Annotated in this window: 19 protein-coding genes; 7 read left to right on the top strand and 12 right to left on the bottom strand. The window is 70.2% G+C overall.

Translation table 11 applies throughout. The annotated features are described in order from the left end of the window. The first annotated feature begins 1 nt into the window (after window position 1). From rfaE1 to AC3EGR_RS14000, 3 genes are all read left to right on the top strand, one after another. The gene (rfaE1, locus tag AC3EGR_RS14010; protein ID WP_488547103.1) at window positions 2–931 is read left to right on the top strand and encodes a D-glycero-beta-D-manno-heptose-7-phosphate kinase; all 930 of its coding nucleotides are present in this window, start codon (window positions 2–4) and stop codon (window positions 929–931) included. Between the two features lie 91 nt (window positions 932–1,022). Beyond that, window positions 1,023–2,012 carry an ADP-glyceromanno-heptose 6-epimerase gene (gene rfaD, locus AC3EGR_RS14005; protein ID WP_488547102.1) on the top strand — a complete coding sequence of 330 codons (990 nt, stop codon included), beginning with the start codon at window positions 1,023–1,025 and terminating at the stop codon, window positions 2,010–2,012. A gap of 238 nt (window positions 2,013–2,250) precedes the next feature. Then, window positions 2,251–3,096, top strand: a complete 846-nt coding sequence (locus tag AC3EGR_RS14000) for a PIG-L deacetylase family protein (protein ID WP_488547101.1) — start codon at window positions 2,251–2,253, stop codon at window positions 3,094–3,096. A 111-nt stretch (window positions 3,097–3,207) separates the two neighbouring features. Here AC3EGR_RS14000 and AC3EGR_RS13995 read toward each other — a convergent pair whose 3' ends face one another. Next, the gene (locus tag AC3EGR_RS13995; RefSeq protein WP_488547100.1) at window positions 3,208–4,578 is read right to left on the bottom strand and encodes a phosphomannomutase/phosphoglucomutase; all 1,371 of its coding nucleotides are present in this window, start codon (window positions 4,576–4,578) and stop codon (window positions 3,208–3,210) included. Window positions 4,579–4,740: 162 nt separating this feature from the next. Here AC3EGR_RS13995 and AC3EGR_RS13990 point away from each other — a divergent pair, with 162 nt between their 5' ends. Beyond that, on the top strand, window positions 4,741–5,181 hold the full coding sequence (locus AC3EGR_RS13990; RefSeq protein ID WP_488547099.1) for a ComEA family DNA-binding protein: 441 nt from the start codon (window positions 4,741–4,743) through the stop codon (window positions 5,179–5,181). A 135-nt stretch (window positions 5,182–5,316) separates the two neighbouring features. On the opposite strand, the gene AC3EGR_RS13985 is transcribed toward AC3EGR_RS13990, so the two are convergent. Next, complete coding sequence (locus AC3EGR_RS13985; protein WP_488547098.1) at window positions 5,317–8,949, bottom strand: hydantoinase B/oxoprolinase family protein; 3,633 nt, start codon at window positions 8,947–8,949, stop codon at window positions 5,317–5,319. An 84-nt stretch (window positions 8,950–9,033) separates the two neighbouring features. Then, entirely contained in the window at window positions 9,034–9,699 is a 666-nt protein-coding gene (locus tag AC3EGR_RS13980; RefSeq protein ID WP_488547097.1) for an aspartate/glutamate racemase family protein, read from the bottom strand. Window positions 9,700–9,807: 108 nt separating this feature from the next. Between AC3EGR_RS13980 and AC3EGR_RS13975 the strand changes: the two genes are divergently transcribed. From AC3EGR_RS13975 to AC3EGR_RS13965, 3 genes are read left to right on the top strand one after another with little or no spacing between them, the layout of a single operon-like run. Beyond that, window positions 9,808–10,776 (top strand): TRAP transporter substrate-binding protein, encoded by a 969-nt coding sequence (locus AC3EGR_RS13975; RefSeq protein ID WP_488547096.1) that lies wholly within the window; start codon window positions 9,808–9,810, stop codon window positions 10,774–10,776. Window positions 10,777–10,786: 10 nt separating this feature from the next. Continuing rightward, window positions 10,787–11,320 (top strand): TRAP transporter small permease, encoded by a 534-nt coding sequence (locus AC3EGR_RS13970; protein ID WP_488547095.1) that lies wholly within the window; start codon window positions 10,787–10,789, stop codon window positions 11,318–11,320. Window positions 11,321–11,328: 8 nt separating this feature from the next. Further along, on the top strand, window positions 11,329–12,639 hold the full coding sequence (locus AC3EGR_RS13965; RefSeq protein WP_488547094.1) for a TRAP transporter large permease: 1,311 nt from the start codon (window positions 11,329–11,331) through the stop codon (window positions 12,637–12,639). A 38-nt stretch (window positions 12,640–12,677) separates the two neighbouring features. Here AC3EGR_RS13965 and AC3EGR_RS13960 read toward each other — a convergent pair whose 3' ends face one another. From AC3EGR_RS13960 to AC3EGR_RS13920, 9 genes are all read right to left on the bottom strand, one after another. Continuing rightward, window positions 12,678–13,550: an alpha/beta hydrolase family protein gene (locus tag AC3EGR_RS13960; protein WP_488547093.1), complete on the bottom strand. Its 873-nt coding sequence runs from the start codon at window positions 13,548–13,550 to the stop codon at window positions 12,678–12,680. A gap of 72 nt (window positions 13,551–13,622) precedes the next feature. After that, window positions 13,623–14,690 (bottom strand): XdhC family protein, encoded by a 1,068-nt coding sequence (locus AC3EGR_RS13955; protein ID WP_488547092.1) that lies wholly within the window; start codon window positions 14,688–14,690, stop codon window positions 13,623–13,625. Window positions 14,691–14,709: 19 nt separating this feature from the next. Then, on the bottom strand, window positions 14,710–16,827 hold the full coding sequence (locus AC3EGR_RS13950; RefSeq protein ID WP_488547091.1) for a TonB-dependent receptor family protein: 2,118 nt from the start codon (window positions 16,825–16,827) through the stop codon (window positions 14,710–14,712). A gap of 24 nt (window positions 16,828–16,851) precedes the next feature. Next, window positions 16,852–17,664, bottom strand: a complete 813-nt coding sequence (locus tag AC3EGR_RS13945) for an ABC transporter permease (protein ID WP_488547090.1) — start codon at window positions 17,662–17,664, stop codon at window positions 16,852–16,854. Between the two features lie 94 nt (window positions 17,665–17,758). Then, a complete protein-coding gene (locus AC3EGR_RS13940) occupies window positions 17,759–18,940 on the bottom strand; it encodes a type 1 periplasmic-binding domain-containing protein (RefSeq protein ID WP_488547089.1) in 1,182 nt (393 codons plus the stop codon). After that, on the bottom strand, window positions 18,941–21,223 hold the full coding sequence (locus AC3EGR_RS13935) for a TonB-dependent receptor (RefSeq protein WP_488547088.1): 2,283 nt from the start codon (window positions 21,221–21,223) through the stop codon (window positions 18,941–18,943). Further along, window positions 21,220–22,194, bottom strand: coding sequence for a PQQ-dependent catabolism-associated beta-propeller protein (locus tag AC3EGR_RS13930; protein ID WP_488547087.1), 975 nt, complete (start codon window positions 22,192–22,194; stop codon window positions 21,220–21,222). The genes AC3EGR_RS13935 and AC3EGR_RS13930 overlap by 4 nt, the downstream gene beginning before the upstream one ends. Next, window positions 22,181–22,930 carry an ABC transporter ATP-binding protein gene (locus AC3EGR_RS13925; protein WP_488547086.1) on the bottom strand — a complete coding sequence of 250 codons (750 nt, stop codon included), beginning with the start codon at window positions 22,928–22,930 and terminating at the stop codon, window positions 22,181–22,183. Before AC3EGR_RS13925 ends, AC3EGR_RS13930 begins: the two co-directional genes overlap by 14 nt. After that, complete coding sequence (locus AC3EGR_RS13920) at window positions 22,927–23,922, bottom strand: tripartite tricarboxylate transporter substrate binding protein (protein WP_488547085.1); 996 nt, start codon at window positions 23,920–23,922, stop codon at window positions 22,927–22,929. Before AC3EGR_RS13920 ends, AC3EGR_RS13925 begins: the two co-directional genes overlap by 4 nt. Window positions 23,923–23,924 lie beyond the last annotated feature (2 nt).

The following is a 23,924-nucleotide window of genomic DNA, read 5'->3' as shown; positions in this document are numbered from 1 at the left end:
CATGAATCCTTCCAAGCAACAACTCGCGCAATCGCACGTGCTGGTCGTCGGCGACGCCATGCTGGACCGCTACTGGCACGGCGCCGTGGAGCGGATCTCGCCCGAGGCGCCGGTGCCGGTCGTGAAGGTCTCGCGCGAGGAAGAGCGCGTCGGCGCCGCGGCGAACGTGGCGTACAACATCAGCGCGCTGGGCGCGCGGGCGAGCTTCCTGGGTGTCGTCGGCGACGACGAAGCCGGCCACAAGCTGGAGGCGCTGCTCACGCAGACCGGGGTGGAAGCGCACCTCAAGCGCGACCCCGGCCTGCGCACCACCGTCAAGCTGCGCGTCATCGGCCGCCAGCAGCAGCTGCTGCGCATGGACTTCGAGAACGAACCGGACCACGAGGTGCTCGCCCTCCAGAGCAGCAGCTTCACCGAACTGCTGCCCAAGCAGCAGGCGATCCTGTTCTCCGACTATGGCAAGGGCGGCCTCGCGCACATCCCGCGCATGATCGAGGCGGCGCGGGCGGCGAACAAGCCGGTGCTGATCGACCCCAAGGGCGACGACTACGCGCGCTACCGCGGCGCCACCGTGATCACCCCCAACCGCGCCGAACTGCAGGACGTGGTCGGCCGCTGGCACAGCGAGGAGGAGTTGCGCACCAAGGCACAGAACCTGCGCGCCTCGCTCCACCTCGACAGCCTGCTGGTCACCCGCAGCGAGGAAGGCATGACGCTGTACGACACGGCCGGCGAACTGCACGTGAAGGCGCAGGCGCGCGAGGTGTTCGACGTGACCGGCGCCGGCGACACCGTGATCGCGACGCTGGCCGCCATGGTGGCGGCCGGCATCAGCCTGCGCGACGCGGTCCCCATCGCCAACCGCGCCGGGGGCATCGTGGTGGGCAGGTTCGGCACCGCCACCGTCACCTACGAGGAGCTTTTCGCATGACCCGCGTCGTCGTCACCGGCGCAGCCGGCTTTGGTTCCCACATGAATTCCCGGAGCACGTTGGCCTCCGCCCAAGCCCGCAGGAGGAAATCATGAGAGTCGTCGTGACAGGCGGTGCGGGCTTCATCGGCAGCAACATCGTCCAGGGCCTCAACGCCCGCGGCATCGACGACATCATCGTCGTGGACGACCTCACCCACGGCGACAAGTTCCGCAACATCGCGGACCTGCGCATCGCCGACTACATCGACGCGGACGCGTTCTACTCGCTCTTCGCCGAAGGCGGCTTCGGCAAGGTCGAAGCCGTGTTTCACGAAGGCGCCTGCAGCGACACGATGGAGCAGGACGGCAAGTACATGATGGACAACAACTACGGCGTGTCCTGCTCGCTGTACGAGTCCTGCCAGCAGCACGGCACGCGGCTGCTGTACGCCTCCTCCGCCGCGGTGTACGGCGGCTCCAGCACCTTCAAGGAGACGCCGGAGTTCGAGCGGCCGCTGAACGTCTACGGCTACAGCAAGCTGCTGTTCGACCAGCGCATGCGCCGCGCATGCGGCGATTTCAAGCGCATGAAGCGCCAGGTCGCGGGCTTCCGCTACTTCAACGTCTACGGCCCGCGCGAGCAGCACAAGGGCCGCATGGCCAGCGTCGCCTTCCACCAGTTCAACCAGTTCCGCGCCGAAGGCAAGGTCAAGCTGTTCGGCGAGTACGGCGGCTACGGCCCGGGCGAGCAGACGCGCGATTTCGTCTTCATCGACGACGTGGTCGCCGTGAACCTCTGGTTCTTCGACCATCCCGACAAGTCGGGCATCTTCAACCTGGGCTCCGGGCGCGCGCAGCCGTTCAACGACGTCGCCGTCGCCGTGGTGAACACCCTGCGCGGCCAGGTGCCGAACGCGCCCGCGGCCGTGCAGCAAGGATTGCTGGAGTACATCCCTTTCCCGGACGCACTGCGGGGCAAGTACCAGTGCTTCACGCAGGCCGACCTCACCGCCCTGCGCGCGGCCGGGTGCGACCACGCGTTCGCGGATGTGGCCACCGGCGTCGGCAAGTACATGCAGGAACTGCTGAAGAGCTCGTAAGCGCCCGCGCATCCAGGCGTAACTCCGTCCCTGTCGCCCTGCGCCTACAGGGGCTCCCGCGCTGCCGCTGCCTAATGGCGGCGATGCGGCTACTGATCTTCCTCGGCCTGGCCGTCGGCCGTTCCCCGGGCAAAGGCCAAGCCATCTTCCGGAGCGGCCCGGCCAGCCCGGGCCCGGCGGGGCTGCGACGGCGCGGGCTCCATGCAGGCCAGCCGGTGCGGGAAGGAGCGCCGCCGACGTGACGCCTGCGCAGGCCGCGCTCCTGTCGGTCCTGGCGGCGCCCGCAGGCGAACCCACGGACCCCTTGCCAGCGACCATGCTGGCGGCGGCACATCCCGGCGACGAGACGGCGGGCGCGGGATCGCGCCTGCCGCGGCTCGCGTCGGCCCGCTTCGTATGCGTGACCGACGGCGCGCCGGGCAACGGCGAGGATGCGAGCCGCCATGGCTTCACGCCGGAAGAATACGCGCGCGCGCGCCGGCTGGAGTTGCAGACCGTGCTCGTGCGCTGCGGCATCGCGCCCAGCCGGCTCGCGTACCTCGATGCACCCGACCAGCAGGCGCCCCAGATGCTGGCACGGCTGGCGCGGCAGCTCGCGGGCCGCATGGTCGACGAAGGAACGCAGGTCGTGCTGACGCAACCCTACGAAGGCGGACACCCCGACCACGACGCGACGGCGTTCGTGGTGCATGCGGCGGCGGCCCTGCTGCGCGCCCGGCGCGATCGCGCGCCGGACATCGTGGAGATGGCGTCCTGGCATCGCGGCCCGGACGGCGCGCGGACCTGCGGCTTCCTTGCGCGTGCCGACGCCGGCGGCGAGAAGGTCCTGACGGTGACGCTGACGCCGCAGGAGCAGCACTTGAAGTCGGACCTCATCGCCTCCTTCGCCACGCAGCAGCAGGCGCTGCGCAGCTTTCCCCTGGACTGCGAAGCATTCCGCCCCGCGCCGCGCTACGACTTCCTCGCCCCACCGCATCCCGGCCCCCTGCACTACGAGCACTACGCCTGGGGCATGCGCGGCGAGCGCTTCCGCGCGCTGGCCGCGGACGCACTCGCGGAGCTGGGCCTGCAAGGACGGACGTGAGCCTGGCCGGGCGGTGTGGAGCGATGGACCAGCGCACGCTCACGGTTTCCTTCGTTGGGCGCGCTGACGCTCACCACCACTGCACGGGTTCAGCGACGCACTTGCGGCCGGTCACGCAGGCAAGCGCGCGTCCGGCTTCACCGACTGCAACAAAGCCATCATGTCCCCCTCGATGCGCTGCATCGCCTCGCGCGTGTGCCCTTCGAAGCGCAGCACCAGCACCGGGGTCGTGTTCGACGCACGCACCAGGCCGAAGCCGTCTTCCCAATCCACCCGCAAGCCGTCCATGGTGCAGACTTGCGCGCCGGGAAAGCGCGCGCGCCTGACCAGTTCCTCGGCGATGCGGTGCGGCTCGCCCTCGTCGCAGCGGATGTTGAGTTCGGGCGTCGAATAACTGGCGGGCAGCGACTCGAGCACCGCGCTCGCGTCCGCGTGCCGCGACAGGATCTCCAGCAGCCGGCAGCCCGCGTAGGTCCCGTCGTCAAAGCCCAGCCAGCGCTCGCGGAACACGACGTGGCCGCTCATCTCGCCCGCGAGCGGGGCGTCGAGCTCGAACATGCGCGCCTTCATCAACGGATAGCCGCTGCTGCCCATCACCGGCCTGCCGCCGGCCGCGCGGATCACCGGGCCGAGACGCTGCGTGCATTTCACGTCGAACAGGATGGGCGCGCCCGGCACGCGGGCGAGCACGTCCTGCGCGAACAGCATCAGCTGGCGGTCCGGGTAGACGACCTGTCCCGAGCGCGTGACCACGCCCAGCCGGTCGCCGTCGCCATCGAGCGCGAGGCCGACGTCCGCGCCCGTTTCCTTCACCTTCGCGACCAGGTCCTGCAGGTTCTCCGGCTTGCTCGGGTCCGGGTGGTGGTTGGGAAAGGCGCCATCGACTTCGCTGAACAGCTCCACCACGTGGCAGCCGATGGAGCGGAACACCTGCGGCGCGTAGGCACCGCCGATGCCGTTGCCCGAGTCGAGCACGATCTTCAGCGGACGCGCGAGGCGGATGTGGCCGACGATGCGGTGCAGGTACTCGCCGAACACGTCGGCCTGCCGCACGCTGCCCGGCGCGGGCGCCGCCGGCGCGCCGGCCTCCATCGCACGGCGCAGTTGCTGCAGGTCCTCGCCATGCAGCGAGCGTCCGGCCAGCATGATCTTGAAGCCGTTGTGGTCCCTGGGGTTGTGGCTGGCCGTGACCTGGATGCCCGTGCGGCACAAGGTGCTGGCGGCGAACCACAGCATGGGCGTGGTTACGCGGCCGACGTCGATCACGTCCATGCCGCCGGCCACCAGCCCCCGCACCAGCGCGGCACCGAGTGCCGCACCGCTGAGGCGGCCATCCCGGCCCACCGCCACGGTCTTTTCCCCCTCGGCCAGCGCCTGGACCGCGAACGCCCGTCCCAGGGCTTGCGCGACTTCCTCCGTCAGCGTCGTCGGGACGATGCCCCGCAGGTCATAGGCCTTGAACAGGCTCGGGCTCAGCTGCATGCGCACTCCGAGGACAGGGGGAGCAGGATTCTAGGAGCCGGCCCGCGTATCCAGGGGTATGACCTCGCTCAGGGTTCGCCCCTAGGCGCAAAGTCAACGCGCCCGGGCGCTCTGCCGTTACAGGCACACCGGCCCGTCGGGCCAACCTCTGGAGACTCAGACATGCTCAAGAAAATCCTGGCCGTGCTGGCCCTGCTGTACGCCGCCGCCTCCTTTGCCGCGGTCGACGTCAACAAGGCAACCGCCGCCGAGCTCGATGGCGTCAAAGGCATCGGCCCGACCACGTCCAAGGCCATCGTGGACGAGCGCAAGAAGCACGGCGACTTCAAGAACTGGGAAGACTTCATCTCCCGCACCAAGGGCATCGGCGAAAGCAAGGCCAGCGCCCTGTCCAAGGAAGGCCTGACGGTCGGCGGCGCCGAATACAAGAAGGCCACCGCCAAGGCGGACAAGAAGGAAGCCAAGGCCGACAAGAAGGAAGCCAAGGAAGAGAAGAAGGACACCAAGGCCGACAAGAAGGAAGAGAAGGCTGCGGCCAAGGAAGAAAAGAAGGACGACAAGACCGCGGCCGCTGCGAAGCCGGCGGCGAGCGCGAAGAAGTAATCGCTTCAACGTCCCACGAAAAAGCGCCGCACCGCGGCGCTTTTTCTCTTGCTCGCATCACTCCACCCGCCATCCATGGAGAGTTCGACGAAAGGCCTCATGGATCCCCGCCCGAGGCCGGGATGACATGGCGCGCTACGGCGCGCCGAAGCCGCCGCCGCCCGGGGTGTGCACCTCGAACACATCGCCCGGGGCCATCTCCGCCGACCCGATGTGCTCCAGTTCCTCCACGCGGCCATCGGCGCGCACGACGCGATTGATCCCGACCTGCCCCGGCCCGCCGCCGGCCATGCCGAAGGACGGCACCTTGCGGCCGTTCGACAGGATGCTGGCCGTCATGGGTTCCAGGAAGCGCACGCGCCGCACGCCGCCGTTGCCGCCATGCCAGCGCCCCGCGCCACCGGAGCCGTCCCGGATCTCGTAGCTCTCCAGCCGCACCGGAAAGCGGAACTCCAGCACCTCGGGGTCCGTCAGCCGCGAGTTGGTCATGTGCGTCTGCACCACGCTCGTGCCGTCGAAGCCGCCGCACGGAACCCCTTGCTCGTCGTACAGCGCTCCGGCCCCGCTGCCGCCCGAGATGGTCTCGTAGTACTGGTAGCGCGCATTGCCGAAGGTGAAGTTGTTCATCGTGCACTGCCCCGCCGCCATCACGCCCAGTGCGCCATACAGCGCGTTGGTGATGCAGGTGGACGTCTCGACGTTGCCCGCCACCACCGAGGCCGGCGGGTTGGGGTTGAGCATGCAACCCTCGGGCACGATCACCTCCAGCGGCTTGAGGCAGCCGGCGTTGAGCGGGATCTCGTCGCTCACCAGCGTGCGGAACACGTACAGCACCGCTGCCATGCAGACCGCCCGGGGCGCGTTGAAGTTGTTCACCTGCTGCGGCGAGGTGCCGGTGAAGTCGATCTGCGCCGAACGCGCCGCGGCATCGACGCGGATCGCCACGTGGATGCGCGCCCCGTTGTCCAGAGGCAGCGTGAACTGGCCGTCCTTCAGGCGCGTGATGACGCGCCGCACCGACTCCTCCGCGTTGTCCTGCACGTGGCGCATGTAGGCCTGCACCACGTCCAGGCCGAACTGGTCGACCATCTTGCGCAGCTCCTGCACGCCCTTCTCGTTGGCGGCGATCTGCGCCTTGAGGTCGCCCATGTTCTGCTCGGGGTTGCGCGAAGGATGCTTGGCGCCCTTGAGCAGCGCGACCATCTCCTCCTCGCGCAGCACGCCGCGGTCGACCAGCTTGAAGTTGTTGATCTCCACGCCCTCCTCCTCGATGCGCGTGGAAAACGGCGGCATCGAACCGGGCGTGATGCCGCCCACGTCCGCATGGTGACCGCGCGAACCGACGTAGAACAGCGGCTGCGCATGCCCGTGCAGGTACACCGGCGTGATCACCGTGATGTCCGGCAGGTGCGTGCCCCCGTGGTAAGGGTCGTTCAGCACGTACACGTCGCCCGGCTGCATGGTGCCGCGGTTCTCGCCGATCACCGTCTTGATGCTCTCGCCCATGCTGCCCAGGTGCACCGGCATGTGCGGCGCGTTGGCGATCAGGTTGCCGTCCGCGTCGAACAGCGCGCAGGAGAAGTCCAGCCGCTCCTTGATGTTCACCGAGTACGCCGTGTTCTGCAGCTGCAGCCCCATCTGCTCGGCGATGTTCATGAACAGGTTGTTGAAGACCTCCAGCAGCACCGGATCGACCTGCGTGCCTGCCGCGAACTTCAGCGCCCGCGGCGCGGTCCGATCCAGCACGATGTGGTCCAGGGCCGTGATGCGCGCGCGCCAGCCCGGCTCGACCACCGTCGTCGCGTTCTTCTCCGCGATGATGGCCGGACCGTCGATCACGTCGCCGGGGCGTAGGTCCTCGCGCACGCACAACGCAGCCTGGTGCCAGGCGCCGCCCGAGTACATGCGCACGGTCTCGCGCCGCGGCACCTCGCGCTGCGGATGCTCCGTCAACGTCGGTTCCGCCGGCGCATCGCCGGCGACGATCGCCTCCACCGAGACAGCCTCCACGACCATGGCCTTGCCGGGCATCAGGAACGAGAAGCGCTGGCGATAGGCCGCCTCGAAGCCGGCCACGATCTCGTCCTGCGTGCCGAAGGGCACCACCAGCGCCGAGTCGCTGCCCTGGTAGCGCACGTGCACGCGGCGGCGCACCTGCACGGCGTTGGCGCTGACCTGCTGGCGCTGCAGCTCCGCCTGCGCGGCCGCGGCCAGCTCGTCGAGCCGGCGCGCGATCGCCGGCAGTTCCGCCGGTGACAGCAAGGCCTCCACCGCGTGTTCGCGGATCACGTTCTGGTCGGCCAGCCCCATGCCGTAGGCGGACAGCACGCCCGCCAGCGGATGGATGAAGACGCGCGACATGCCGAGCGCATCGGCGACCAGGCAGGCATGCTGGCCGCCGGCGCCGCCGAAGCACTGCAGGGTATAGCGCGTCACGTCGTAACCGCGCGCCACCGAGATCTTCTTGATCGCATTGGCCATCTGCTGCACTGCGATGGCGATGAAGCCTTCGGCCACTTCTTCCGCGCTGCGCCCCGTGCGCTGCGCCAGGGCATCGAACTTGCCGGTCACGGCCTCCTGGCTCAGGGCCTCGTCCGCGCGCGGCCCGAACACCTTCGGAAAGTACCGGGGCTGGATCTTGCCGACCATGACGTTGGCATCGGTCACCGCCAGCGGTCCGCCGCGCCGGTAGCTCGCCGGCCCCGGGTTCGCGCCCGCGCTCTGCGGCCCCACGCGGAAGCGGGCGCCGTCGAACCCCAGGATCGAGCCGCCGCCGGCGGCGACCGTGTGGATGCTCATCATCGGAGCGCGCATGCGCACGCCCGCTACCTGCGTCTCGAATTCGCGCTCGAACTCGCCGGCGAAGTGCGACACGTCGGTGGAGGTCCCGCCCATGTCGAAGCCGATCACCTTGCCGTGGCCACCGAGTTGCGCGGTGCGGGCCATGCCCACGATGCCGCCCGCCGGGCCCGAGAGGATCGCGTCCTTGCCCTGGAAGCTGTGCGCGTCGGTCAGCCCGCCGGACGACTGCATGAAGAACAGCTTCACGCCCGGCATCTCCGCCGCGACCTGTTCGACGTAGCGGCGCAGGATGGGAGAAAGATATGCATCCACCACGGTCGTGTCGCCGCGGCTCACGAACTTCATCATGGGGCTGGTCTCGTGCGAGGTGCTCACCTGCGTGAAGCCCGCCTCGCGCGCGAGGTCGCGGGCGGCCTGCTCGTGCGCGGTGAAGCGGTAGCCGTGCATGAACACGATGGCCACGCTGCGCAGCCCCCGGCCGTGCGCGGCACGCAGCGCCTCGCGCAGGTGCTGCGCGTCCAGTGCCTGCTCCACCTCGCCCTGGGCGCCCACGCGCTCGCGGGCCTCGATCACTTCGGCATACAGCAGCTCGGGCAGCACGATGTGCCGGTCGAACAGGCGGGGCCGGTTCTGGTACGCGATGCGCAAGGCGTCCCGGAACCCGCGCGTGGTGACCAGCAGCGTGGGCTCGCCCTTGCGTTCCAGCAGCGCGTTGGTGGCCACCGTCGTTCCCATCTTCACGCAGTCCACCACCTCGGGGGTGATGGGCTGGCCCGGCGCCAGGCCCAGCAGGTGCCGGATGCCGGCGACGGCCGCATCGCGGTACTGCTCCGGGTTTTCCGACAGCAGCTTGTGCGTCACCAGGCTCCCGTCGGGCCGCCGGCCGACGACGTCGGTGAAGGTGCCGCCGCGGTCGATCCAGAACTGCCAGCGGGCGGGGGAGGAAGTAATGGCGGGAGAGGACATGTTGGGATCACTGTAGCGCCTCGCTCGTCATTGCGGGCCAGCCCCACAATCCGGCGCTTCATCGGCCGCCTCCTGGGTCCCGGCTCAAGGCCGGGAGGTCATGTCCACGAGCTCGGCGGCGTCGAACAGGCTGCGCACTTGCAAACCGGTGGCGGCGTGGATGCGCTGCGCATACGGCGGCATGTTGGTGCACTCCAGCACCAGCGTGCGCAGGCCGGGCGCGCGCTGCGCGAGCCGCATGGCGGCCGCCACCACCTCGTCGCCGGCGCGCTGCGGGTCCAGCGACTCCAGGTTGCCCAGGATGGAGGAGGCAAAATGGCCCGCCGGATCCATCCCCTCGACGATGACGTCCCGCAGGCGCCGCGCCGCGACGCCCGCCGCACGGAGGTGCTCGGCTGCGAGGCTCTCGGCGCTGATCGTCAGCACGCCGACAGCCTGCTCCCCCGCAAGCAGCCCGGGCAATTGAAGCAGGCTGGAGGTGACCAGCGGCACGCGCACGTGCTGCTGCAGTTGCGCCTGCAGCAGCACCAGGAAGCCGCAGCTGGTGGTGACGGCTGCGCACCCCGCTTCTTCCAGCGCACGTGCGGCCCGCACCATCGCCGGCAGCATGCCCGCGGCGCGCAAGCCCGCGGCGGTCTGCACCGCCACCCGCGGCAACAGGTTCGGTACGACTTCCTGCCGCACCGGCACCGGCCAGCTCGCCGGGTTGCCCACGTCGCCGAGAGGACGCGGGAAGCGCGTATCGAGCATCAGGATGCCCAGGCTCCGCCGCCCCGGGGGAAATTCCGGGGAGGCTGGCACCGTCCTTGCAGGTATGCTGCCCGCACTCATCCTTCGCATTCTCCCCCCGGAGCGACCATGAACTTCCGCATTGCCCTTCCCCTGCTGGCTGCCTGCGTGGCCGGCAACGCCTTCGCGCAGACCAAGTGGGACCTGCCCGCTGCCTACCCGGCCAGCAACTTCCACACGGAGAACCTGCAGGCTTTCGCGAACGACGTGGAGAAGGCCACCGGCGGCAAGCTGAAGATCCAGGTGCACGCCAACGCCTCGCTGTTCAAGGCCAACGAGATCAAGCGCGCCGTCCAGAGCGGCCAGGCCGCGATCGGCGAAGTGCTGCTGGTGAACTTCGAGAACGAGAACCCGATCTACGGCGTCGACGGCATCCCCTTCCTGGCCACCAGCTATGCGGAATCGAGGAAGCTCGCCGCCGCGCAGAAGCCGGTGCTGGACAAGCTGCTGGGCGCGCAGGGCATGAAGCTGCTGTACACGGTGGCCTGGCCGCCGCAAGGCATCTACGTGAACAAGGAGCTCACCTCGGTGGCCGACATGCGCGGCCTCAAGTGGCGTGCCTACAGCCCGGCCACCGCCAAGATCGCGGAACTGGTGGGCGCGCAGCCGGTGACGATCCAGGCGGCGGAACTGCCGCAGGCCCTGGCCACGGGCGTGGTGAACAGCTACATGAGCTCCGGCTCCACCGGCTACGACTCCAAGAGCTACGAGAGCATCAAGTACTGGTACGACACGCAGGCCTGGCTGCCCAAGAACGCCATCCTCGTGAACCAGAAGGCCTTCGACGCGCTGGACAAGCCCACGCAGGACGCGCTGCTCAAGGCCGCGGCCGAGGCGGAGAAGCGCGGCTGGGCGCTGTCCGAGGAAAAGAACGAGTGGTACAAGAAGGCGCTCACCGAGAAGGGCATGAAGATCCTCAAGCCCTCGCCCAAGCTGATGGCCGACATGAAGCAGGTGGGCCAGATCATGCTGGCCGACTGGCAGAAGAAGGCCGGTGCGGACGGCGCGGCGGTGATCAACGCCTTCAACAAGAAGTAAGGGCAGCGCCTTGCGACGGTTCCTCGACGGCCTCTACCTCGCATCTGGCGCCCTGGGCGCCATTTTCGTGCTCCTCATCGCCGTGCTGATGATCGGCCAGAGCGTGCTGCGCCAGTTCAACGTGCCCACCGGCGCGGTGAACGACGTGGTGGCCTGGTGCTGCGCGGCCGCCTCCTTCTTCGCCATGGCGCATGCGTTCAAGCACGGCGACTTCGTGCGCGTGACGCTGCTGCTGGAGCACCTTGGCGAGCGCGCCCGGCGCCGCCTCGAGATCGCCTGCCTGCTGGTCGCCGCGGTCGCCGTCGGCTACCTGGCGTTCTGGGCGAACAAGTTCACCTACGACAGCTGGGCCTTCGGCGAAGTGGCGCAGGGGCTGCTGCCGCTGCCGATCTGGATCCCGCAGGCCAGCTTCGCGATCGGTTCCATCCTGCTGCTGGTGGCGGTCGTGGACGAACTGGTGATCGTGCTGCGGGGCCGCAAGCCCTCCTACGTCGCGGCGCTCGAGGAGCGCCACGCGCGCGGCGACTTCTCCTCCGACGTCTAGGACCCGCCATGGACATCCTCCTCATCGGCGGCCTGCTGCTGCTCGTCATGATGCTGCTGCTCTCGGGCGGCGTGTGGATCGCGATGACCCTCGCGATCTGCGGCTGGGTCGGCCAGGCCTTCTTCACCAACACGCGCCCGGGCGACAACCTGTTCTCCTCCTTCTGGGAATCCAATGCCTCCTGGGAACTGGCGGCGCTGCCGCTGTTCATCTGGATGGGCGAGATCCTGTTCCGCAGCAAGCTGAGCGAGGAGATGTTCGAAGGCCTGCGGCCCTGGCTGAACCGCGTCCCCGGCCGCCTGATGCACACGACGATCCTCGGCTGCGGCATCTTCGGCTCGGTGTCGGGCTCTTCCGCCGCGACCTGCGCGACGATTTCCAAGGTGGCCCTGCCGGAATTGCTCAAGCGCGGCTACAGCGAACGCATCGCGCTGGGCTCGCTCGCCACGGCCGGCACCCTGGGGATCCTGATCCCGCCGTCGATCACGATGGTGGTGTACGCCGTCGCCGCCGACGCTTCCATCATCCGCGTCTTCCTGGCCGGTTTCCTGCCGGGCTTCCTGCTGATGGCGCTGTTCTCCGGCTACATCGTGTGGTGGAGCCTGCGCCATCCCGACCAGGTGCCCCCGGCGGACGCACCCACGAGCTTCCTGCAGAAGATCCGGCTCTCCGGCAATTTGATCCCCTGCGCCGCATTGATCATCTTCATCGTGTGGGTGCTGCTCGCGGGCTGGGCGACGGCGACCGAATGCGCCGCCTTCGGCGTGCTGGGCTCGCTCGCGCTGGCCTGGTGGAGCAAGTCGCTGACCTGGGCCACGTTCTGGGAAGGCCTCATGGGCACGACGCGCAGCAGTTGCATGATCATGTTCATCCTGGCGGGCGCGGCCTTCCTGACCAAGACCATGGCCTTCACCGGCATCCCCCGCGTGCTCGCCGAGTGGGTGACCGCGCAGCACTTCTCGCCCTATGCCCTGATCGCCGTCCTCACGGTCGTCTACCTGGTGCTGGGCACGGCGCTGGACGGCATCAGCATGATCGTGCTCACCAGCGCGGTGGTGCTGCCCATGATCCAGAAGGCGGGCTTCGACCTGGTGTGGTTCGGCATCTTCATCGTGCTGCTGGTGGAGATCGCCGAGGTGACGCCGCCGGTGGGCTTCAACCTGTTCGTGCTGCAGAACATGACAGGCAAGGACAGCAACACGATTGCGCGCGCCGCGATCCCCTTCTTCGGCTGCCTGGTCGTCGCCATCGTGCTGATCACCGTGTTCCCGCAGATCGTGACGATCCTGCCCGACCTGGTGATGGGCAAGGAGAAGTAGGAGGTGGGAGGCGCTCGCCCTCCCAGGGGAATGGGTGCTCAGGCCGTCTCGCGTTCCGGCAACTGCGCCGCCAGCCGCGCGATCGCTGTCGCGACCTGCGCCACGCCCGCAACCGGATCGTCCGCGATGGCCAGCAGGTGGTCCATGCCTTCGACCTCGAGCAGCGCCGCATCCGGCCGGCCCGCCTGCAGCATGCGCGCATGCGCCACGGGCACCTGCTGGTCGGCGCTGCCGTGCAGGATCAGCACGGGCTGCGACAGGCCGGCGAGCACCTCCGGGGGGTCGTAGCGGAACCAGGAGACCAGATACGGCTGCACCGAGGGGCGGAACAGCAGCGTGAGCGCTTCGGGCGCATCGAAGACGAACTCCTCGGCCGCCAGGGCGTCGAGCGCGGCGAGCGCCGGAATTTCCAGCGGTTCCGGCAGCTTGCCCTGCAACTGGTCGCGGATCAGCTCGGACGCCTTCTGGCCGGCGCCCGCGATGGAGACCACGGCGACCGCTTCGGGCAGTTCGCGCGCAGCCAGCGCCGCGATCAGCGCGCCTTCGCTGTGGCCGGCCAGGAGCATGGGGCCGAAGCGCGCGTCGCTCGCCAGCGGCGCGGCCAGCGCGACGGCATCCTCGACCATGTGGCGAAAGCGCAGCTCGTCTTCGACCAGCCCGGGGCAGGAGCTCGCGCCCACGCCGCGCTTGTCGTAGCGCAGCGAAGCCAGCCCGCGCTCGGCCAGCGCCTGCGCCAGGCGCTTCATGTGGCCACCGGCTGCCGGCAGCAGTGCCGTGTTGCCGTCCCGGTCGGTGGGGCCCGACCCGGCGATCAGGAGCACGACCGGCCACGGGCCCTCGCCTTCGGGCAAGGCAATCGTGCCGCTCAGCTCGCAGCCGGGCGTGCTCACCGCGAGCGGTTCTTCGCGCATGGCATCACTGTAGCAAGCCCCCTGCAAGGCCCGCGTCGGACCGGAACCCGGCGCTTGTAGGCAGGCGTTCGCTCAGCGTGTACCGGCGACCCCGCACACCAGGGCGCCCGCCTCGTTCTCCTGCACGGCCCGCAGGTTCTTCGCCTGGGCCACTTCCATGTCGCGCGGGAGCGCCACCCCGTTCTTCACCGCCAGCACTTCGGCCATGATGCTCACGGCGATCTCGGCCGGCGTCTTGCTGCCGATGTAGATCCCGATCGGGCCGCGCAGCCGCTGCAGGTCGGCGGCGGAGACCTCGAAGTGTTCCACCATGCGCTGGTGCCGCGCCTCGTTGTTGCGCCGGCTGCCGATCGCGCCCACGTAGAAGGCGTCGGTCTTGAGCGCTTCCAGCAGCGCCAGGTCGTCGAGCTTGGGATCGTGCGTCAACGCGATGACGCAGCTGCGCCGGTCCGGGCGGAACGCCAGCACCACGTCGTCGGGCATCTCGCTCACGACCTGGGCACCCGCCACGCTCCAGGCGCCGCGGTATTCCTCGCGCGGGTCGCACACCGTCACCGCGAAGCCGCTGAAGAGGGCCATGGTCGCCAGGTATTCGGTCAGCTGGCCGGCCCCGATCAGCAGCATCCGGTACTCGGGCCCGAAGGTGTTGACGAGAACGCCGCCTGCCAGGCTCAGCTCCTGCGGCGCGTCCGCTTCTTCCAGCGTGACGGCACCATCGGCCAGTTGCACCGTGCGGCGCATCAGCCGGCCCGCTTCCAGCGATTGCACCAGGCGATCCAGCGCGTCACCGTCCGGATCGTATTCCAGCAGCAGTTCCAGCGTGCCACCACAAGGCAGGCCGAAGCGGTGCGCCTCGTCGGCGGTCACGCCGTACTTGACGAAGCCCGGCGGGCCGGACGGGATCTGGTGCCCGGGCTCCGTGCCCGCGTAGGCTCGCGTGTGCCGGTAGATCAGGTCGTCCTCGATGCAGCCGCCGGAGACGGAGCCCACCACCGCGCCGTCTTCCGCCAGGGCCATGATGGAGCCGATCGGACGCGGAGAGGAGCCCCAGGTGCGCACCACGGTCGCCAGCAGCGCGCGCTTGCCGGCCAGGCGCCAGTCCCGCAGGGTGCGCAGCACCATCACGTCCAGGTTTTCCATCCTTGCTCCTTGGGCAGGCTCAGAAGGCGTACACGGCGCTGGCGCCCAGCAGCCAGGTGCGGCCCGGCGCCGGTTCGAAGTAACGCTGGTTGCCTTCGTTCACGATCACCGAGCCTATATAAGACTTGTCCGCCAGGTTGTCGAGGCGCAGGAATTCCCTGAAGGTCCAGCGGTTGACCACCTGCGTGGCCGACACGCGCAGGTTGAACACCGTCGAAGCGGCTGCGAAGTCGCTGTTGCGGTCGTCCACGGCCATCTTGCCCACGTGCCGCAGCTCCAGCGCGGTCTCCAGGCCCCAGGGCCGGTGCTTGTAGGCGAGCTCGGCGTACGCGCTGAAACGCGGGATGCCGGGGATGCGGTTGCCGGCGGCGACCTGGTTGTTCGGCGGCGGGCAGGCGGTGGAGACGCAGGTGAACCCGGTCTCGTAGCTGGCGTCCAGCCAGGTCAGCGCCGCATAGGTCGACCACGACTGCGTGAGGGCGCCGCTGGCGGCCAGCTCGAAGCCGCGGCGCAGGGTCTCGGCCGCGTTGCGGAAGGTGCTGCGGCCGCCGCTGTTGGTGGCCACCACGATCTCGTCGCTGGTCTTGGCCTGGAACAGCGCCGCATTGACCTGCCAGCCGGCGACAGGCTCGGCCTTGGCGCCGAGCTCCCACTGCCGGCTCCTGGCCGGCTGCAGGCCGAAGTTCAGCCCCGGCTGGCCGTCGGGCCGGTAGGACAGCTCGTTGAAGGTCGGCGTCTCGAAGCCCTTGCCCACCGAGGCGTACAGGTTCAGCCGGTCGCTGGCGTGGTACACGACGCCCAGCACGGGCGTCGTCGCCGAGTACTCGACCTGGCCGCTGTCGTCGCGGTTGGCGCCCACGATGAAGCGGTCGCGCGACTCGAACTTCACCTGCGAGTGGCGCAGGCCCGCGGTGAAGCTGAAGCGCTCGCCTTCCCACACACCCTGCGCGTACTGGTCGAAGCTGCGCACGCGGTTGTCCTCGTTGCGCCGCTGCACGCCCATCACGCCCAGCGTCGGGCCCACGAAGTTCTGGAAGCCCTGGCGGTGTTCCTGCAGGTCGTCGCCATACAGGCCCGCGGTGAAGGTCAGGCCGCCGCCCCAGGCGCGCGTGCGCGCGATCCACTGGCCGTCCACGCCGCGGTAGTCGCGGTCCAGCACGATCACGCCGCCGGGATGCGTGATCGGCGCCTGCACGCCCACGGGAATGGCCTGGAACTGCTCGGTGCTGCGCGTGCCACCCCAGGTGGTGAGCTTCAGGCCGTGCACCTCGTTCAGGCGGTGCTCGATGATGGCGCCCACCTGCTGCTGGTTCACCGACTTGCGGGTGTTGAATTGCAGCGCCGCGGGGCTGGCCTGCTGCGGGTCGCGTTCGAACTCGGGCCGCGTGAGGCCCAGCGGGTCCTGCACCTGCGCCATGTCCACCGCGTTGGCCACGAAGGTCACGCGCGTGTCGGGCGAGGCCTGCCAGCGCGCCTTGGCATTGAGGCCGTTGCGCCTGGCCGCGCTGTGCTCGCGAAAGCCGTCGGTCTGGAAGTGCGCCGCATCTACGTTCCAGTTCCACGCGCCCTGCTCGCCGGCGAAGCGCACGTTCTCGCGCTGCACGCCGTCGCTGCCGAAGGCGGCGCTGCCTTCGACCTGCAGGCCCGGCAGGCCGTCGGCCGTGGTCAGCGCGATCACGCCGCCGGAGGAATTGCCATAGAGCGCGGAGAAGGGCCCACGCAGCACCTCCAGCCGGCCCGCGGAGGACAGGTCGAAGTGGGAGACCTGCCCCTGGCCGTCGGGCATGGTGGCGGGGATGCCGTCCGAATACAGGCGGATGCCGCGCACCCCGAAGGTGGAGCGCGCGCCGAAGCCGCGCACCGAGATCTGCAGGTCCTGCGCATAGTTCTGGCGATTGAGCGCCAGCACGCCCGGCACGCGCACCAGCGGCTCCGACAGGTTCACCTGCAGCTGCGCGTTGCGGATCTGCTCGCCCGTGACCACGTCCACCGAGGCCGGCGTGTCGAAGGCCTGCTGCGCCACGCCCGGCGTCGGCGTGACGACGATGGGCCGCAAGGTCCCGCCGGACGGGGTGGTGGTTTGCGCTGCCGCCTGCAAGGCGGCCAGGGCCGCCAGGGCGAGGACCGACTTCTTCATGGTTCTCCTCCGATCATTGTGTGTTCAGCCGGGTCCGGGCGGCCCCCGGCGCGGGGTTCCGCGCTGCGGGTCGTAGCCCCAGAGCGCGAGCAGGAAGAAGGCGATCGCGCAGCCCGCGACGATCGCCAGGCTTTCGCCCAGCACCTGGCCATAGAGCGCGAAGCGCATCGCTTCCACGGCGTGCGTGAAAGGATTGAAGCGGGCAATGCCGTGCACGATCCACGCGCCCGATTCCTGCAGCTTCCACAAGGGATACAGCGCCGTGCTGAGGAAGAACATGGGGAAGATCACGAAGTTCATCGTGCCGGCGAAGTTCTCCAGCTGCTTCACGTACACCGAGAGCACCAGGCCCAGCGCACCGAGCATCAGCGCCGCGAGCAGGAACACCGGCAGCGCGAACAGCACGTGCGCCGGCGCCAGCTCGATGCCGAACAGCCACGCGGCGACCAGGAAGGCGAGCATCTGCGCGAGCGACAGCGTGGCGCCCCCGAGCAGCTTGCAGGCGAGGATCCACCAGCGCGGCAGCGGCGCCGTGAGCAGCAGGCGCATCACGCCCATCTCGCGGTCGTAGACCATGGCCAGCGAACTCTGCATGCCGTTGAACAGCGCCACCATCCCGAGCAGTCCGGGCACCAGGTAGACGCGGTACTCGATGTAGGTGTCGTAAGGCGGCGTGATGGCGACGCCGAACACGTTCTGGAAACCGGCGGCGAACACCAGGAACCACAGCAGCGGCCGCACGAGTGCGGACAGCAGCCGGCCCGGCTGGCGCGCGAAGCTGTTCAGCTCGCGGCCGGCCACCGCGCGCAGCGCGCGAAGGGCATGCGCGGTGCGCATCAGGAATCCTCCCCCAGGCTTGTCCGCGGCGCGGCCTGCGCCTGCCCCCGCCGCAAGCGGAGGGGGCAGGCGCCCGCAGACGACCGAACCGTGCTCATCCCGCCTTGCAGCCGCTCTCGGCGGCGTCGAAACCCAGCGTATCCAGCGTGCTGCGCGGATGCAGGAAACCTTCCAGCGGCGCGGTCTCGGCGACGCCGGTGCCGTACGCGAGCAGCAGCGGCTGGCGCAGCTGGCCGTCCCAGCCGCGGAAGGTGAGGCGCTGGCCCTTGTAGCCGTCCACGGCGACCGCACCCTGGCGCAGCGCCTGCAGCTGCTGCGCCGGCGTCGCCTTGGCGAAGGTGCCGGTCACCTCGGCGGCCGCGCGCACGGCGATCCAGCTGGCCCAGTCGTAGCTGCCCATGGGCCGGTTCGTGCGGCGCAGGAAGCGGCGGGACAGCTGCGGCGCGCCGTCACGCTCCCACAGCGCATGCCAGGCCTGCGCCGTCAGGCCGTTGCTGCCGACCACGGGGCGCGGCAACACGGTCTGGTACGGCACCTCGCGCGCGAACTCGCCCTGCGCGTCGAGGACGACGATCGCGTCGTACTCGCGTTCGGCGGTCAGCAGGCGCACGTTGCCCAGGGCACGCTCGCGCGGATCGTTCGACAGCTTGAAGGGCTTCTGTGCCACCGGCTTGACGCCGAAGCGCCGGGCCGCGCGCTGCCAGGCAGCGAGCAGCAGCGCGTCGCCGGGGGTCGGCCCGACGAGCACCAGCGGCCGCGCCCACTTGCGCGCCACCAGCAGTTGCGCGATCGCATCCATCTGCATCGCGTGGCTGGGCAAGGTGTGCAGCAGCTGCGGCGCGCACTGCGCCGCGCGCAGCGCGTCCTCGGGCGCGGCGGCGTTGTACAGGATCACGTCCTTGCCGCGGGCCGCGGCGGCCACGGCCGCGACGCCCGCGGCGGGCAGTTCCAGCACCACGTGGCCCACGCCCTGGCGCAGCAGCTGCTCGAGCAGCCCAGGCAGGCCCGCGGCGTTGGCCGCTTCCAGCGGCAGCAGGCGGCTGTCGGTGAGGCCCGCCCCCTGCAGGATGAAGGCACTGTCGTTCAGGGCGATCTGCGCGGCCGGCGCCGAGCGCCCCAGCGGCGCATCGGGAAAGCCGCGCTGCAGGACGGTGGGGTCGTAGCGCTCGTCGTCGGCCTGGGTGAGCAGGCCGACGACGAAGGTGTGGCCCGGCTGGGACCAGGCCGGCGCGGCCGCGGCGGCGAGCAGGGACGCGAGGAACGGTCGGCGGCGCATTCAGTGCTTCCAGGCGTAGCGCACGCCGATCCCGACCGTGCGCGGCGCGCCGGGGGCGATGAAGCGCGCGGCGGCGGGCTCTGCGCCCGCTTGCACGGGCTGCCCCGCGGGAAAGAGGTCGAGGTTGCCGCTGGCGGAATTAGCATAGCGGCGGTCGAAGACGTTGTTCACGCGCAGCCAGGCCTCCCAGCCGGCGGCGAACTGCCAGCTCGCGCGCACGTTCGCCAGCGCATGGCCCGCCAGCCGTCCGAGTTCGGGGCGCGTGCCGCTCTCGTTGCCACCGACGGCCTGGTCGCCGGCGACGAGCCAGTCCAGGCCGAGGCGCAGCGACGGCAGCGCGCGCCAGTCCAGGGCGAGCTTGAACAGCTGGCGCGGCAGTCCCGCGATGCGGGTGCCCGGGGAGAAGGTGTTGGGCTGCGCGTCGGTGCTCAAGGGCCCGGGCAGCACTCCGCTGGACTGGTAGGTGGCCGACAGCGCGCTGTAGCTGACCATCCAGTCGACGGCGCCCTCGCGTCCCGTGCTGGCGAGCTCCACGCCCTGGCGGCGCGTGCGGTCCACGTTGGTGAAGAAACCGGCCTGCGACACGCCGGAGCGGGCGAAGAGGATGTCGTCCCGGTTGTCCGTGCGGAACAAGGCCGCGGACCACTGGGTGCGCGCGCCCAGGCGTCCACGCAGGCCCGCTTCGATGGTGCGGCTCACCACCTGGCGCAGGAAGGGATCCGCCTGCAGCCCCGTCGGCAGCGTGCAGGGCCGGGCCGGGTCCGCGCAGCCCAGTTCCAGCGCCGTGGGCACGCGGTTGCCCTGCGACGCGCTGGCGAAGAGGGTGAGCCTGTCGCTGGCGACGTGCGTGACGCCCAGCGCGGGATTCAGCCGGTTGTAGCGAAAGCTTTCGCGGGTGGCCGGCGCCGGCTGGCCGAGGTCGTTGCGCACCTGCACCAGGTTCCAGCGCAAGGAGGGGGTCAGCTGCGTGGCCGGCGACAGCGCGAAGACATCGGAGGCGAACAGCGCGAAGCGGGTGGTGCGCCCGCGCAAGGACACCTCGTGCGTCTCGCCCGCGCCAGGCACGGGAACCGCGTTGCGGTTCGCATCGAACACCGCCGGCTCGCTGAACTGGTCGTGCTGCAGCCGGCTGGCCGCGAGCTCGGTGCCGACCACGAACTGGTGGCTGCCGCGGCGCGCGTTCCATTGCAGCGCGAGCCCGGCCTCCTGCTGGCGCGAGCGGCTGCGGTTGAAGGTTGCTGCCTCGCCGGCAAAACCCGGGTCCGAGGGATCGCTGCAGGCCGGCGTGGCCGGATCGGCGCTGCAGCCTGCCAGCCACTGCGGCCAGTCCTCGGAGACGTCCCCGGTGCTGCCGTCGCGGCCACCGCCGCGCAACCAGGCCTGGCCGGACACGCTGGTGTCCGCGTCGAAATAGCGGCTGCCCTGCACGGTGAGCAGCGCGTCGCTGTTGCGCGTGCGGTCCGGCGTGGTGTACACCGCGCGCCAGTCCACCGCCGCCAGCGATTCGTTCAGCAGGCCGTTGCCCGTGAGCTTGCTGCCCGCCACGAGCAGGCTGACACTCCAGTCGCTGTCGTCCTGGACCCGGCCGCCCTTGAGGAACACCTGGGCCAGCTTGCCGGGCGAGCGGTCCCGCCAGCCGTTCTCGTCGAAGGCCGTGGCCGCCGCGAAGAAGTGGGTGCCGTCCGCGGCGCGCGTTCCCTGCGAGAAGTCGACGCGCTTGCGCTGCCCGCTGCCGACCGAGAACTCCACGGCGCCGCCGGGATGGGTCCAGCCCGACTTCGTGGTCAGCACCAGCGCGCCGGCCAGCGTGTTCAGGCCGTACAGCGGGTTGGACCCGGGCACCAGCACCAGGTCGGCGATGGCCGCATCCGGCAGCAGGTCCCAGTTCACCACGTCGCCGAAAGGCTGGTTCATGCGCACGCCGTCCAGGTACAGCGACAGGCCTTGCGGCGTGCCGAGCGTGGGCGACAGGCGCTGGCCGCGGTAGCTGAGGTCGACCTGGAAAGGGCTGCCCTGCACGTCGCTGGTGGCCACGCCCTGCAGGCGCCGGTTCATGAACTCGGGCAGCGTGGGCGCACCCGCTTCGCGCCGCGCCGCCTCGCCGGCCTGCTGTGCGTTGCCCGGATAGAGCGCACGCGGCACGCCGAAGCCGGGCAGCGGCGCCTGCTGGATGACGTCCACCTGGGGCAGCGACTGGCCGGTGTCCACCTGCGCGTGCAGCGCCGGCGCCGCGACGGCGCCGGCCAGCGCACACGAGCTGGCGAAACCCAGCCCGCGCCTCACTCGCCCACCACCGGCATGTACGGCAGGCGCCCGACCGGGACGGTGCGTATGCCCTTGAGCGTGGCCGTGTCGACGATCGTGAGGTCGTCGGACTGGCCGTTGGTGACGTACAGGCGGCTGCCGTCGCGCGACACCGCCAGGCCCCAGGGACGCTTGCCCACCAGGACATAGGACTTGACCTGGCGCGATGCGACGTCCACCACCGCGACGTGGTTGGCGCGGCCCAGGGCCACGTACGCCGTCTTGCCGTCCGGCGACAGGGCCATCCCGACCGGGCTGACGTCCTCGCTGCGCATGCCTTGCGGCAGGAAGGCGATGCGTCCCTGCACCGTGTGGTCGCTGGTGCGGATCACGCTGACGCTGGCATCGAGCTCGTTGCTGACCCACAGCTCGCCGCCGGCGAGCAGGAAGCGCCGCGGGCGCTTGCCGACGGTGATGTTCTGCAGGACCTTGCGGCCGGCGACGTCGATCACGTGCACGAGGTTGGCCACTTCGGAGGTCACGTACACCAGCTTGCCGTCCGCGCTGGCCAGCACGCCTTCGGGTTCGGCGCCGATCTTCACCTGGAACAGCTTCCTGCGTGCGCCCAGGTCGTAGGCGGTGAGGGCCGCGTCTTCCTCGTTGGACACGTACAGGGTGCGGCCGTCCGGGCTGATGTCGAAGGCCTCGGGATCTTCGCCCACGTCGAGCCGCGCCACGACCTTGCGCGCGGCGGGGTCCCACACGGCGATCACGTGGTCGTCGCCGCAGGCCACCAGCAGCTGCTTGCGGTCGCGCGTCCACTGCATGTGGCGCGGCCGTTTGCACACCACGGGGGCCGCCACCTGCTCGCCCTTGGCCGCATCGAGGACGGTGATGGTGTTGTCCTTCTCGGACGAGACGTAGACCTGCCCCGCGGCGTGGGCAGCGCCAGCCGCCAGCACGCCCAACACGCACAGCAGGGGCCGCACGCCCCGTTCAAGCCATCGCATTCTTCTGCCCTCCGGTCATCTTGAGGAAAGCCCCTTGCAGCGTGGCCTGCCCTTGCGCCTCGCACAGTTCGCGCACGCCTCCGTCCCACAGCAGCTTGCCCTTGTGCAGCACCAGGACGCGTTGGGCCCGTTCCGCCTCGTCGACCAGGTGCGTGGCCCACAGCACGCCAAGGCCGCGCTCGCTGCGCGCCTGCAGCACTTCCTCCAGCAGCTGCGCGCGCGAGGCGGGGTCGAGCCCCACCGTGGCCTCGTCCATGAGCAGCAGCTTCGGCTCGTGCAGCAAGGCGCGCACCAGTTCCACCTTGCGGCGGTTGCCGCCGGACAGCTCGCGCGCCGGCTTGCCGGCGAGCTCCGTGAGCCCGAAGCGGCGCAGCAGCTCCTCGATACGGGGGCGAGACAGCGACGACGGCAGGCCGTGCAGGTCGGCGTGGAAGCGCAGGCTCGCGCGCACCGTGAGGTTCAGGTCCAGCGCGGGCTGCTGGAACACCACGCCCAGCTGCGCCAGGGCGCGCACGGGCTCGCGCCGCATGTCGGCACCCAGCACTTCCACGGCGCCGCTGTCGGCGACGTACAAGCCCGTGAGCAGCTGGAACAAGGTCGTCTTGCCCGCCCCGTTGGGCCCGAGCAGCGCCACCATCTCGCCCGGCGCGACGGCGAGCGTCACGGCATCGAGGGCCTGCGTGCGGCCGTAGCGCTTCGACACATCGCGGCAACGGAGCACGGCCTCCATCTTCATTCGGCCCGGATCCCGAGCCCCAGCCGCGCCAGCAGCTGCCGCTCGCGCGCGCTCACCTCGTGCACGTAGCGCCCATAGTCGGCGGGGCCCAGGTACTCCGGGTCCATGTCGTACTTGGCGAGTTCCTGCAGGTGCAGGGGATCGAACAGCGCGCTGCGGAAGGCGTCGTGCAGCTTGCGCACCACCGCCGGATCGCCGCCCGCGGGCATGCCGATCCCATAGGGCGAGGTGTAGACCGCCTCCGTGTAGCCCAGCTCGCCCATGGTGGGGACCTGCGGCCAGCGCTTGCTGCGCTGGGCGTTGAAGTTGGCCAGCAGGCGCAGCTTGCCCGTCTCCACGTAGGGGGCGAAGCCGGTGGAGTTGACGCCCACCATCAAGGTCCTGGTCGCCACGGCGAGCATCTGGTCGGCGGTGCCCTTGTACGGCACGTGGATGTAGCGCACCCCTTCGCGCGAGAGCACGTCTTCCATCGCCAGGTGCGCCGTGCTGCCGATGCCGGTGGAGCCCACCGTGAGGCGGCCGGGGTTCGCGTGCCCCCAGGCGACCAGGTCGGCGAAGGACTGGAAGGCGCTGTCCGCCGGCACCACGATGCCGAAGGTGACGCCCGAGATCTGGATGACGGGCGTGATGTCGCGCAGCGGGTCCCAGTTCACCTTGCGCTGCAGCGCGGCGCGGTACAGCGTGAGCGGCAACTGCCCCAGCACGTAGCCGTCCGGCGCCGCGTTGTGCAGGGCCGGTCCCACCAGCGTGCCCGCGGCGCCCGGCCGGTTCTCGATGATGACCGGCTGGCCCAGCGGGCGGCTCGCCAGGTCCGCCAGGATGCGCATGGTGATGTCCGTCTGCCCGCCCGCCGGCCAGGGGACGATCAGTGTGATCGGTCGCGCCGGATAACTGGCCGCTTGCGCCAGGGCGAGCGCCGGCATCGCCACGGCACCCGCGGCCGCGCCCAGCAGCGCGCGGCGGGTCCAGAGCGTGCGGGTGGCGACCGGCATGG

This window comes from Ramlibacter sp. G4-7 (genome assembly GCF_057784995.1).
Note: the sequence above shows the minus strand (reverse complement) of the source record. Positions and strands in the feature narration are given on the sequence as shown.

Coding starts and splice junctions, on each gene's coding strand:
- AC3EGR_RS13940 (WP_488547089.1), bottom strand. CDS start 18,940: ATGCGCCGCCGACCGTTCCTCGCGTCCCTGCTCGCCGCCGCGGCCGCG.
- AC3EGR_RS13930 (WP_488547087.1), bottom strand. CDS start 22,194: ATGCGATGGCTTGAACGGGGCGTGCGGCCCCTGCTGTGCGTGTTGGGC.
- AC3EGR_RS13925 (WP_488547086.1), bottom strand. CDS start 22,930: ATGAAGATGGAGGCCGTGCTCCGTTGCCGCGATGTGTCGAAGCGCTAC.
- AC3EGR_RS13985 (WP_488547098.1), bottom strand. CDS start 8,949: ATGTCCTCTCCCGCCATTACTTCCTCCCCCGCCCGCTGGCAGTTCTGG.
- AC3EGR_RS13955 (WP_488547092.1), bottom strand. CDS start 14,690: ATGGAAAACCTGGACGTGATGGTGCTGCGCACCCTGCGGGACTGGCGC.
- AC3EGR_RS13980 (WP_488547097.1), bottom strand. CDS start 9,699: ATGCTCGATACGCGCTTCCCGCGTCCTCTCGGCGACGTGGGCAACCCG.
- rfaD (WP_488547102.1), top strand. CDS start 1,023: ATGAGAGTCGTCGTGACAGGCGGTGCGGGCTTCATCGGCAGCAACATC.
- AC3EGR_RS13965 (WP_488547094.1), top strand. CDS start 11,329: ATGGACATCCTCCTCATCGGCGGCCTGCTGCTGCTCGTCATGATGCTG.
- AC3EGR_RS13945 (WP_488547090.1), bottom strand. CDS start 17,664: ATGCGCACCGCGCATGCCCTTCGCGCGCTGCGCGCGGTGGCCGGCCGC.
- rfaE1 (WP_488547103.1), top strand. CDS start 2: ATGAATCCTTCCAAGCAACAACTCGCGCAATCGCACGTGCTGGTCGTC.
- AC3EGR_RS13995 (WP_488547100.1), bottom strand. CDS start 4,578: ATGCAGCTGAGCCCGAGCCTGTTCAAGGCCTATGACCTGCGGGGCATC.
- AC3EGR_RS13950 (WP_488547091.1), bottom strand. CDS start 16,827: ATGAAGAAGTCGGTCCTCGCCCTGGCGGCCCTGGCCGCCTTGCAGGCG.
- AC3EGR_RS13920 (WP_488547085.1), bottom strand. CDS start 23,922: ATGCCGGTCGCCACCCGCACGCTCTGGACCCGCCGCGCGCTGCTGGGC.
- AC3EGR_RS13990 (WP_488547099.1), top strand. CDS start 4,741: ATGCTCAAGAAAATCCTGGCCGTGCTGGCCCTGCTGTACGCCGCCGCC.
- AC3EGR_RS13960 (WP_488547093.1), bottom strand. CDS start 13,550: ATGCGCGAAGAACCGCTCGCGGTGAGCACGCCCGGCTGCGAGCTGAGC.
- AC3EGR_RS13975 (WP_488547096.1), top strand. CDS start 9,808: ATGAACTTCCGCATTGCCCTTCCCCTGCTGGCTGCCTGCGTGGCCGGC.